The sequence below is a fragment of the Thermomonas alba genome (assembly GCF_022419205.1).
GTDB classification, from domain to species: Bacteria; Pseudomonadota; Gammaproteobacteria; order Xanthomonadales; family Xanthomonadaceae; genus Thermomonas; species Thermomonas alba.
In genome coordinates this window covers 1-534 of the sequence record NZ_JAJOZU010000062.1, presented here as the reverse complement: position 1 = coordinate 534, position 534 = coordinate 1, and the positions used below count along the sequence as shown (strand labels likewise).

The following is a 534-nucleotide window of genomic DNA, read 5'->3' as shown; positions in this document are numbered from 1 at the left end:
GAGCAAAACCGCCAGTTGCTCGAGAAGCTGACCCGCGGGCAGGAACTGCAACTGCAGCTCCAGACCACGGTGGAGGGGTTGTCGATCGCGGCGATCTCGTACTACGTGATCAGCCTGGTGCTGTACGGGGCCAAAGCCCTGAAATCGGCGGGCGTCCCCCTGCACCCGGAACTGACCGCCGGTGCGCTGATGCCCGTGGTGCTGTGGGGCGTGTGGCGCATGACGCGCCGCATCCACGCCCGGCTGCACGGCGAGCCCTGAACGCGGGCCATTTCGGCCCCCGCTCGCGTGAGCGCCGGCGGCTGCGGCTGGGGGCCGGCCTCACTTGGTGCTGAGGTACTCCGCCACCGCGGCCATCTCCAGCTCGGTCATCTTCTCGGCGACCGTGTGCATCACGACGTTGTCGTTGGTGCGCTGGCGCTTGTTGAACTGCTTGAGCTGGGTGAACAGGTAGCCCGAGAACTGCCCCGCCAGCCGCGGCAGGTTGGTCGCGCCGTGGGCGTCCGGGCCGTGGCAGCTCGCGCAGGCTGGCAC

The 534-nt window shown here is 69.1% G+C and carries 2 protein-coding genes; one reads left to right on the top strand and one right to left on the bottom strand.

The genetic code is table 11. The features are described 5' to 3' along the window. Positions 1-261: DUF3422 family protein (locus ML342_RS11755; RefSeq protein ID WP_240127198.1), on the top strand; the 261-nt coding region annotated here is incomplete at its 5' end. A 60-nt stretch (positions 262-321) separates the two neighbouring features. On the opposite strand, the gene ML342_RS11750 is transcribed toward ML342_RS11755, so the two are convergent. After that, a partial coding sequence (locus tag ML342_RS11750; RefSeq protein ID WP_275672490.1) for a c-type cytochrome occupies positions 322-534 on the bottom strand: 213 nt, incomplete at its 5' end.